This window comes from Dolomitihabitans soli (assembly GCF_022213955.1).
Classification (GTDB): domain Bacteria; phylum Actinomycetota; class Actinomycetes; order Streptosporangiales; family Streptosporangiaceae; genus Streptosporangium_A; species Streptosporangium_A soli.
Genome location: NZ_JAKNTW010000035.1, coordinates 123,927 through 134,305, shown reverse-complemented (window position 1 = coordinate 134,305; position 10,379 = coordinate 123,927). Strand labels below are relative to the sequence as shown.

Genomic DNA, 10,379 nt, shown 5'->3' with positions numbered 1-10,379 from the left:
CGGGCCAGCGAGCGACGCGCCCCGGCGCGCCGGAGCGCGGCCTGCCGCTCCGCCGCCGCTCGCGCGGTCGCCGCCTGCTCCCGCACGGGCGACACGGCGGCCGGCTGCCCGGTCGGCGACCGCGTGGACGAGGGCGGCGCCGGCACCGCCTGTCCGGGCACGGGTTGCATGATCAAAGGCCGCCCGGTCGCCGTTTGTGGGGGTGTGACCTGGGCGGTAGTCGTAGAGATGGATTTTGCCTGACCTGTGATGGGTGCCCGCATTTTGACCTCCCGCACCCCGGCCGACCCCAAGAAACGGCCGGGTAAGATCGGCGAATCGAACACGGTGTCGATCGAACTCCCGTACGATGTTGTACACCACTCGACCGACGATTTCGAGAACCAACTCGAACAAATGTTTGAAGATGATCTTCGAGAGAGATACGGTCGCTGTGTGCGACATATAGACCACGGACCGGGAGGTGAGCCACGTGAAGCACGACCAGCGGGCCACCGGGCGAGGAGGCAATCGTGAGTGGTCCTGACGAGAAGGTCGTGAGCGACCTTGCGGTGCGCAGACGTGACTCTCTCGGCCTCACCCCCAGGCAACGCAAGATCCTCGAAGTGATCAGAGACTCGGTCCAGCGCCGAGGTTATCCACCGTCCATGCGTGAGATCGGCGAGGCGGTGGAGCTGACGAGCACGTCCAGCGTCTCCCACCAACTGACGGCGTTGCAGCGCAAGGGCTACCTCCGCCGCGACCCGCACCGGCCACGCGCGCTGGAGGTGCGCCTGCCCGGCGAGCCGGTGCTGTGGGTCGACCCCGACGCCGCCTCCGACGACACGCCGGTGAGCCGCCCCACGGCGGCCTACGTGCCACTGGTCGGGCGCATCGCCGCCGGTGGCCCGATCCTGGCGGAGGAGCGGGTCGAAGACGTCTTCGCGCTGCCGAAGCAACTGGTCGGCGAGGGAACGCTGTTCCTGCTCCAGGTGGCCGGCGACTCGATGATCGACGCGGCGATCGCCGACGGCGACTGGGTGGTCGTCCGCCAGCAGCCGGTGGCCGACAACGGCGACGTGGTGGCCGCGATGATCGACGGCGAGGCCACCGTGAAGACCTTCAAGCGCAAGGACGGGCACGTCTGGCTCGTGCCGCACAACTCCGCCTACGAGCCCATCCCGGGCGACGAGGCGAGTGTCCTCGGCAAGGTCGTCGCGGTCCTCCGCAAGCTCTGACGAGCGGACCGCCACCGCCCTTACCCGGCCGTGGCGGTCCCTCCGCTGGGTGGCACGTCCAGAAGGCGAGCGAACCACCCGTCTGGCCCGACCACGACGGGTCCGCCCGCTGGACGACATGCCAGGAGACGGCCGGGGCTTACCGCCTCGTGCTCGAACAGCGGGGCCACCACGACGCCCGCCTCCACCGCAGAGACCGCAACGGCCTCACCCGCGCCCGTCACACACCCGTCTCGTTCCGCCATGGCGGTCCGTTGAATGGCATACCCAGAAGGCGGCCAGGTCCGCGCTGGTGCGCAGCGAGTGCCGCGGCCAGGGAGAAAGCCCGCCCGGCCCTAGCTGTCGCACGATGGCGCCCTCGCCGAGCCGATCGCAGCGAATGGACTGCCGCTGACGGCTTATGTCCGCGTGCGTACGATTGATCAATGAATGATCGCTTTCGTCTGGATGCGCCCACTTTCGACACCATCGGCAGCCGCCAGGGTCTGAAATGGGCGCAGACCGAGCCCGGCGTGATCCCGGCCTGGGTGGCCGACATGGATTTCCCCACCGCCCCGGCGATCGTCGAGGCCGTGACAGCCGCGGCCACTGACCTGACCTACCCCTCGTGGCTCGACGAGCCGACCGCGGGCCCGCTCGCCACCGCCTTCGCCGAGCGGATGGAGCAGCGGTACGGCTGGAGCCCCGACCCGGGACACGTGCGCGCCTACAGCGACATCAACCAGTCCCTTCAGGTCATCCTGCACCTCCTGACCCGGCCGGGCGACTCCGTCGCGATACACGTCCCCGCCTACCACCCCTTCCTCGACACGCTGACCGAGATGGGCCGCCCCCCGCTCGCCATCCCGATGAACCCGGACGGCGGCTCGTGGAGCTTCGACGCCGAACGTCTCGACGCCGAGCTGGCCAACGGCCGGTGCCGGGTCCTCCTGCTGGTCAACCCGCACAACCCCACCGGCCATGCCTTCACCGGGGCGGAGCTCACCGCGCTCGCCGAGCTGGCCGTACGGCATGACCTGCTCGTCCTGGCCGACGAGATCCACGCCGACCTGATCTTCGCACCGGGGGTCCACCTGCCGTTCGCCACGCTGGTCCCCGAGCGCACGATCACGCTCACCTCCGCCACCAAGGCGTTCAACCTGGGCGGGCTGCGCTGCTCGGTCGCCCACGTCGGCTCCCCCACCGCACGGCGGGTCCTCGCGGAGCAGCCCGCCTTCCTGTACGGCACGACGCACGTGCTCGGTGTGGCGGCCACCGTGGCCGCGTGGCGGCTGGGCGACCCGTGGCTCGAGGAGGTCCTGACCGTCCTGGACAGGAACCGGCGGCTGATCGCCGAACGACTGCCCGAGCGGGTCGGCTACCGCGTCCCGGACGCCACCTACCTCGCCTGGCTCGACCTCACCGCCCAGGACCTTCCGGAGGACCCGGCGGAGTTCATCCGCCGCGAGGCGAAGGTCCTGCTGAGCCCCGGCCCCCTGTACGGCCCCGGCGGCGACGGTCACGCCCGCCTCAACTTCGCCACGTCGGCCCCCATCCTGGACGAGGCCCTGACCCGGATCTCGGCCGCCCTCACCTGAGCACGGCCAGGGGCCACCCTCCGGCGGGCGGGCCGTGCCGGTCGATCTAGGGTTGGAGGATGGCGGATGTGCTGGTCGGGCAGGGAGGCTCGTGGACCTTCGAGGCGGGGGTCGTGCGGGTACGGCATGACCGTGGGGTCAAGGTGCCGAAGTTGCTACAGGCGCTCGGTGAACGGGTGATCCCGTACGAGGCGTTCGCCGACGTCTCGCTGACGAAGGGGAAGCGGGGCACGGTGGTGCTGCGGGCGATGCCGCGGCCGGGAGCCGACCCGTTGCTGATCGCGGCGGCCGGGCAGCTCAAGGAGGCCCAGGATCCGTATCGTCTGGTGCTCCCCGCCGAGCGGGAGGCGCTGGCCGACCACTACGCGGAGGAGATCCGCAGAGGGATCGTCGATCGGGCGCCCACGCCGCGGTGCCTGGTCGAGGGGCCGACGGTGCCCCGGACGTTCAAGGCGTGGGACGGGCAGGTGGCCTTCGACGGGGAGACGGTGCTGCTCCAGTGGTTCTGGTCGGGCGCCGACAGCCGCAAGTACAAGACGGGTGACCAGGCGATCCCCGTCTCGTCCATCGAGAGCGTCGAGTGGCGATCACCCGACGTCTACGACGGCTACCTGAGGTTCAGGGTGCGTGGTCAGAAGCCGCCGACCGATCCCGCCCACGACCCGGCCTCGGTGGTCTTCGGCATGGGCTACGGCGTCACGGCCGAGTCGCTCCCGCTGGCCGCCGCCGTGGTCGCCGCCATCCAGCGGGCCGGCCGTACCACGGACGCCGCTGCCGACGCGGCCCTCCGTACGGCGGGCACGGCCCGCGAGACCGGCGGCTCCCAGCGGGACTCCGCCGTCGTCGCGCCCCCGGAGACCGGCCGGACGGCGGCAGGCGGCTCCCGGCGAGACCCCGCCCACGACAGCCTGCCCTTCGCGGCGGGCGGCCCCGGACGAAGGCTCGCCTCTGACGCGGCCGAACGGGAGGACGTCCGCGTGGCGGGCGGCCCCGGACGAAGGCTTGGCGACGACGCCGAAAGGACAGGCGACCGTGTGACAGGCGCTCCGCGCCTATCGGGCGGCGACACCACCGGAGCGGTGGTGGACCCGAGACGCGGCTCTGCGGCGGTTGAGGCGAGCCCGGGTGGGGAGGCGTGGAGCGGGCCGGAGGCCGGAGGCGGACTGCGGACCGCCTACCCGCAGGACCCCGCGAGCGAGCGGCGGGGCGCCCAGGGAACGAGGGCCGGAAATGAGCTGCGGGCCGCCCACGACACGGACCCAGGAAGCGGACTGCGGGCCGCCCACGACATGGACCCCGGGAGCGAGCGGCGGGCCGCGCATGGGGTGGGGGCGGCGGTGGTGGACATTCCGGATCTGATCAGGAAGCTCGGGGAGTTGCGGGACGCCGGGCTGCTCACCGACGAGGAGTTCCAGGCCAAGAAGGCGGAACTCCTCGCACGGCTGTGAGCGGTCAGGGGACGATGTTGACGAGCTTGGGGGCCCGGACGATCACTCGCCGGGGCGCGCCCGACAGGTGCGCCTGGACCTTGTCGGAGGCCAGCGCCAGCGTCTCCAGGTCCGCGTCGGAGACGTCGGGGGAGACCTCGAACCGGTCGCGCACCTTGCCGGCGACCTGGACGACGCAGGTGACGGAGTCCTGGACCAGCAGGGCCGGGTCGGCGGTGGGCCAGCCGCCGTGGGCGACCGACGGGGCGTGGCCGAGCCGCTCCCAGCCTTCCTCGGTGGTGTAGGGGGCGACCAGGGACAGCAGGATCGCGAGGGTCTCGACCGCTTCGCGCACGGCGGGGTCGCCGGGGCCGGGGCCGGTGTCGATGGTCTTGCGCGCCGCGCTGGTCAGCTCCATCATCCTGGCGACCGCGACGTTGAAACGGTGGGACTCCACCAGCCGGGTGACCTCGTCGATGGTCCGGTGCGTGACCTTGCGCAGCTCCAGGTCGCCCGCCTCGAAGGAGACGCCCGGTTCGCTGGTGACCTCGGTCATCACCCGGAGGGCGCGAGCCAGGAACTTCTGGGAGGCGGCGGGTGAGACGTCGGCCCAGTCGATGTCCTCCTCGGGCGGCCCAGCGAAGATCATGGTCAGGCGGACGGCGTCGACGCCGAAGGAGTCGATCTGCTGCCCCAGGTCGACGCCGTTGCCCAGCGACTTCGACATCGCCTTGCCCTGGTTGATGACCTGGCCCTGGTTGAGCAGGCGGGCGAACGGCTCGGTGAAGTCGACCATGCCCATGTCGTGCAGGACCTTGGTGAAGAACCTGGAGTAGAGCAGGTGGAGTACGGCGTGCTCGACGCCGCCCACGTACTGGTCGATGGGGCCCCACTCGCGGACCCGCTCGACGTCGAACGGGCCGTCGGTGTAGCCGGGCGAGCAGTAACGCAGGTAGTACCACGACGAGTCGACGAAGGTGTCCATGGTGTCGGTGTCGCGCATAGCCGGGCCGCCGCACTTGGGGCAGGCGACGTTGACCCAGTCGGTCGCGCCGGCCAGCGGGGAGACGCCCTTGGGAGCCAGTGCCTCGCCGCGCAGGTCGGGCAGGGTGACCGGCAGTTCGTCGTCGGGGACGGGCACCTCGCCGCAGTCGGCGCAGTGGATGATCGGGATCGGCGTGCCCCAGAACCGCTGACGGGACAGCAGCCAGTCGCGCAGGCGGAAGTTGACCGTCCCGGCGCCCAGGCCCTTCTCCCCCAGGATCTCGATGATCTTCTGGATCGCCTCGGTCTTGGCCAGCCCGTCGAGCGGGCCGGAGTTGACCAGGGTGCCCTCGCCGGGTGTGGCCTCGCCGGTCTCGCCCGGGTCGGCCAGGCCGGTGTGCACGACGACCTGCACCGGCAGCCCGAACTTCCTGGCGAAGTCGAGGTCGCGCTGGTCGTGGGCGGGCACCGCCATGATGGCGCCGTGGCCGTAGTCGGACAGCACGTAGTCGGCCGCCCAGACCGGGATGCGTTCGCCGTTCACCGGGTTGATCGCGTGCACGCCCAGGAAGACGCCGGTCTTCTCCTTCTCCGTCGACAGCCGCTCGATGTCGGTGAGCTTGGCGATCTCCGCACGGTAGGCGGTGAAGGCGTCCCGCTGGGCGGGGGAGCAGATCTCCTCGGCCAGCGCCGCGTCGGGGGCGACCACGAAGAAGGTCGCGCCGTACAGGGTGTCGGGCCGGGTGGTGTAGACGGTCACCGGCTCGTCGCGGCCCTCGATCTCGAAGGCGACGTCGGCGCCCTCGGACCGGCCGATCCAGTTACGCTGCATGGTCAGCACGCGCTCCGGCCAGCCGCCCTCCAGCTGGTCCATGTCGTCGAGCAGCCGGTCGGCGTAGTCAGTGATCTTGAAGTACCACTGGGTCAGCTCACGCCGTATGACCTCGGTGCCGCAGCGTTCGCAGCGGCCGGCCACCACCTGCTCGTTGGCCAGCACGGTCTGGTCCTGCGGGCACCAGTTGACCAGGCCGCCCTTGCGGTAGGCCAGGCCGCGCTCGAAGAAGCGGTTGAACAGCCACTGGTTCCACCGGTAGTACTCCGGGTCGCTGGTGTGCAGCCGGCGCGACCAGTCGAAGCTCACGCCGTAGCGCTTGTAGGAGTTGGCCTGCGTCTCGATGTTGGCGTAGGTCCACTCGGCGGGGTGGGACTTGTGGCGGATCGCGGCGTTCTCGGCGGGCAGGCCGAAGGAGTCCCAGCCGACGGGGTGCAGGACGTTGTGGCCGCGCTGGAACCAGTAGCGGGCCACCACGTCGGCGATGGCGTAGACCTCGGCGTGGCCCATGTGGAGGTCGCCCGAGGGATAGGAGAACATGTCGAGCACGTAACGCCGCTCGCGGGTGTCGGCAGGGTCCTCGCTTGCCCGGAAGGGGTCAAGCGCCTCCCACCGCTGCTGCCACTTGTCCTGCAGCGCTTGCGGATCGTAATGCTCGCTCACGGTTTTCCCTCGGTTCTGATCTGCTGAGTGACGCCCCATAAAGAAACCCCTCCCGGCATGGGAAGGGGACGGCCGCACCGGCGATTGGCTGGCGAGTCAGCTCGACCGGCGCGGCCCGCTGAGAAGCAGGGCCGCGGAACGCATATGTCAAGGGTAGCGCAGAGCCGTATACCTTGCCGCGACAAGTAGTGGGCACGAGACCCGATGGTGATAGATCCGTTGTGACCACTTCTGTCCCATTAGATTACGCTTGTCCGCGTGGTTAACTCGGGCGAGCCGGGACCGGAGGCCGGACTGCCGTTGCAGGACCCGCCGACAGATCCCACAGGTCACCAGTTCAGACAGGGATTCTCTCATTTCCCTGCGGACCCCCCTGATCAGCATGAGATCATGCCCAGCACGCTCAAACCGGGCACGATCGCGGGAGGTACGGCAGCCATGGCCCCGGAGCAGTCCAGCCAGTCCCACCTACCGCCGGCCTGGCCCGAGACGCCGAACAACGACGAGCCGCCCGCCTGGCCGCAGACGCCACGCGACGACTCCCCCCCGGCCTGGCCGGACGCGTCCCGCGCCGAGGTCCCGTCGGCATGGCCCGAGCCCTCGCCCCCCGATCTCCCGGCCGCCTGGCAGGAGGCCCCGCCGCCGAGTCCGCCGCAGGGCCCGCCGCCCACCTGGCAGGACACGTCTCCTCGTACGGCATGGCAGGAACCCGCCCGTACCCATTCCTCGGGCGCGTGGCCGGACCCCGGACCGGCGGACTCGTCGCCCTCATGGCAGGAACCTTCCCCGACCGATTCCTCGCCCTCATGGCGGGAACCCTCCCTGACCGACTCCTCGCCCTCATGGCGGGAGCCTTCCCCGATCGATTCATCGCCCTCATGGCGAGAGCCCTCCCCGATCGACTCATCGCCCTCATGGCAGGAGCCCTCACTGACCGACTCCTCGGCCGCGTGGCGGGAACCCTCCCGCACCGACCCCCCGGCCGCCCGGCAGGACTCCTTCCCCGGCGATTCTCCGGCCGCGTGGCAGGACTCGTCCCCCACCGGCTCGCCCGCGTGGCAGGACACGCCTGTCCAGCACTCCCGGCCCTCGTGGCCGGATCCCGCACAGGACTTGGCGGGTTCCGGCGCGCCCGGTCCCGGCCGGGTCGCCGCCGCGCCGCCGGCCCGTTCCGAACCACAGATGCCGCAGATGCCACACGAGCCCCATTCCTCGCAGGCGTCACAGTCGTCGCAGTGGGCCGACGATCCCCTCGGCACCATGCACGTGGCGCCTGCCGTACCGCCGCCGGCCACCTCTGATGTGAACTTCGAACGGACGATGGCCGTGCCGGCCGCCGCCCGCACCCGGCACGCGGCCCAGCCGGGCTCGCGGCATGGGACCCCGGAGGGCTCGGCCGCCCCTGACGGCAGAAACCAGCAAGGCAGAAACCAGCAAGGCGGGACACCGGAGGGCGGCGCGGGCGCGGGTCTAGGGCGGGATCCTGCCGACCCTTACACCCCGTTTGTGACCGCCGGGCAGATCAGCGGGCCGAAGACACCGCCGCCTGAGCGACAACAGGAGTTGTGGAACACCGTCTTCGGGGATGATTACCAGTCCATGGACGAGGAAGAGGATGAGCGAGGCAGGCCGGTCTGGATCTACGCACTGGTCGGCTCGGTCGCGCTCGCGCTGATCGCCGTGCTGGTGTGGGCCTTCCTCGCCGGGCCGCTGGCGCCCGAGGAGGTGAAGCCCTCCGATCCGGCCGCCAAACCGGCCAAGACGGCTCCCCCCAAGATTCTCGACCGTCTGCCGAAATATCGCGGCACCCCCTCGCCGGTCACCGGCACCCTGGCCGACCAGGCCGCGGCGATCACGATTCCGCGGCTCGGCGGGCCCTGGCGTCTCGACGAGCGGCCGACCGTGCAGTCGGCGTTCGGCTTCGACAACCGCCAGTTCGTCGCGGCCGGCCGTGACAACACCGGCAAGGCCCAGTTCGCCCAGGTCATGTCGGGCCCGCTGGCCCAGCAGTTCGCCGCGAAGTACACCTCGCCGGAGAACCTCACTCCGGTGATCAACGCCGTGGCGTCCCAGGCCCGCAAGAAGTTCTTCCCCAAGGGGAACTCCCTCAGGGTCGTCGCCCGGCAGACCCTGCCCATCGGGGATCTCCCCGGACGGCTCATCGCCTGGGAGGTCACCGCGGGCGACGCCAAGACCACCATGGTCGTCGCGGCCGTGAGCGCCGGCGGCGACCTGCCCGCCATCGTCTACATGTCGGTCCCGGACACGAAGAGGAAGCTCATGCCCGACGTGAACACCGTCTTCAAGCGGATCCGCCTCGCCACCCCCTAGAAGTCGGCGGGCAGGTGCTTGATGCCGTTGATGAAGCTGGAGAACAGGCGTTCCGGCGCGCCCACCTCCAGTTGCGGCACCCGGCGCAGCAACTCCTTGAACATCACGGTGATCTCGCGCCGGGCCAGGTGCGCGCCTAGGCAGAAGTGCGGGCCCGGACCGCCGAACCCGACGTGCGGGTTGGGGTCGCGGGTGATGTCGAAGAGGTACGGCTCGGCGAAGACGTCCGCGTCGCGGTTGGCCGACCAGTAGTAGAGGACGGCCTTCTCTCCCTTGCGGTAGAGCGTGCCGTTCATCTCGTGGTCCCTGGTGACCTTGCGGCGCATGTAGTTCACCGGCGAGGCCAGCCGTACGATCTCCTCCACCGCGTGTGGGGCGTGGCCGTCGATGTCGGTCAGCCAGCGGGCCCGCTGGTCCGGATTGCGGGTGAGCAGGCGCATGCCGTACGAGATCGCGTTGCGGGTGGTCTCGTTGCCCGCGACGACCAGCAGGATGAAGAAGGAGCCCAGTTCCTGCATGGTCAGTCGCTCGCCGTCGATGTTGGCGTTGACCAGGGCGGAGGTCAGGTCGGCCGTCGGGTGCTCGGACCGGTGCGCGGCGAGGTCCTGGACGAGTTGCTGGAGCTCCATCCCGGCGTTCAGCAGCCGTCCCGCGTACAGGTCCATGTCGTCGCCGCCGTACTCGGGGTCGAAGCCGCCGAGGATGACGTTGGACCTGTCGAAGACGAACTGGTAGTCCTTCTCCGGGATGCCCATCATGTCGCAGATGATCTTCAAGGGCAGGCGGGCGGCGACCTCGGTGACGAAGTCGCAGCCGGAGCCCTTCTCGATGAGGTCGTCGACGATGCGCACGGCCGCGGCCTCGACGTCGTCCTCGAACTGCTTGATCATCTTTGGCGTGAACGCCCGCGAGACGATCCGCCTGAGCCTGGCGTGCCGCGGGTCGTCCATGTTGATCATCGAGCCGAAGTACTCGGTGAACTCGGCCGGCATGTCGGGGATGTTGGTGGCGCCGCCGTCGCCCGAGCAGAAGACCTCGGGGTTCCGGCTCGCCTCCAGGATGTCCGCGTGCCGTACCAGTGCGTGGTAGCCCGGCCCCTTCGGCCCGTAGGGCGTCTCGATCTCCTGGTAGAACGCCGGCCGCTCCAACTCGCGAAGGAGGGCGAACGCGTGCTCCCTTTCGGCCATCGGCCTGGCCCAGAAGTCGAAGTCGGACAGGTCGAAGTCGGCGACCGAAACGATCGGCCTGCGTTCCGCTGGGGTCACGGTCATAGGTTCAATGATTCGCATCGCAACGACCTACGTCAACGGTTCAGACGTACATCGTACGTATCGGTTGAAATGGCAGT

General features: G+C 70.1%; 6 protein-coding genes. 4 read left to right on the top strand and 2 right to left on the bottom strand.

The features are described from left to right. Nucleotides 1-512 precede the first annotated feature (512 nt). The 3 genes from lexA (at nucleotide 513) to MBA17_RS50775 (ending at nucleotide 4,242) form a co-directional block, all read left to right on the top strand. A complete protein-coding gene (lexA, locus tag MBA17_RS42100; protein WP_238503514.1) occupies nucleotides 513-1,217 on the top strand; it encodes a transcriptional repressor LexA in 705 nt (234 codons plus the stop codon). 425 nt (nucleotides 1,218-1,642) lie between these two features. Then, on the top strand, nucleotides 1,643-2,794 hold the full coding sequence (locus MBA17_RS42095) for a MalY/PatB family protein (RefSeq protein ID WP_238503513.1): 1,152 nt from the start codon (nucleotides 1,643-1,645) through the stop codon (nucleotides 2,792-2,794). A 59-nt stretch (nucleotides 2,795-2,853) separates the two neighbouring features. Then, nucleotides 2,854-4,242 carry a DUF4429 domain-containing protein gene (locus tag MBA17_RS50775; protein ID WP_455432961.1) on the top strand — a complete coding sequence of 463 codons (1,389 nt, stop codon included), beginning with the start codon at nucleotides 2,854-2,856 and terminating at the stop codon, nucleotides 4,240-4,242. Nucleotides 4,243-4,246: 4 nt separating this feature from the next. Here the strand turns inward: MBA17_RS50775 and leuS are convergent, their stop codons facing one another. Further along, the gene (leuS, locus tag MBA17_RS42080; protein ID WP_455432960.1) at nucleotides 4,247-6,739 is read right to left on the bottom strand and encodes a leucine--tRNA ligase; all 2,493 of its coding nucleotides are present in this window, start codon (nucleotides 6,737-6,739) and stop codon (nucleotides 4,247-4,249) included. Between the two features lie 351 nt (nucleotides 6,740-7,090). On the opposite strand from leuS, the gene MBA17_RS42075 reads away from it, so the two are divergent. Continuing rightward, a complete protein-coding gene (locus MBA17_RS42075) occupies nucleotides 7,091-9,031 on the top strand; it encodes a hypothetical protein (RefSeq protein WP_238503511.1) in 1,941 nt (646 codons plus the stop codon). Here MBA17_RS42075 and MBA17_RS42070 read toward each other — a convergent pair. After that, nucleotides 9,028-10,302 (bottom strand): cytochrome P450, encoded by a 1,275-nt coding sequence (locus MBA17_RS42070; protein ID WP_238503510.1) that lies wholly within the window; start codon nucleotides 10,300-10,302, stop codon nucleotides 9,028-9,030. The two genes, MBA17_RS42075 and MBA17_RS42070, sit on opposite strands and share 4 nt — an antisense overlap. Between the last annotated feature and the right edge of the window lie 77 nt (nucleotides 10,303-10,379).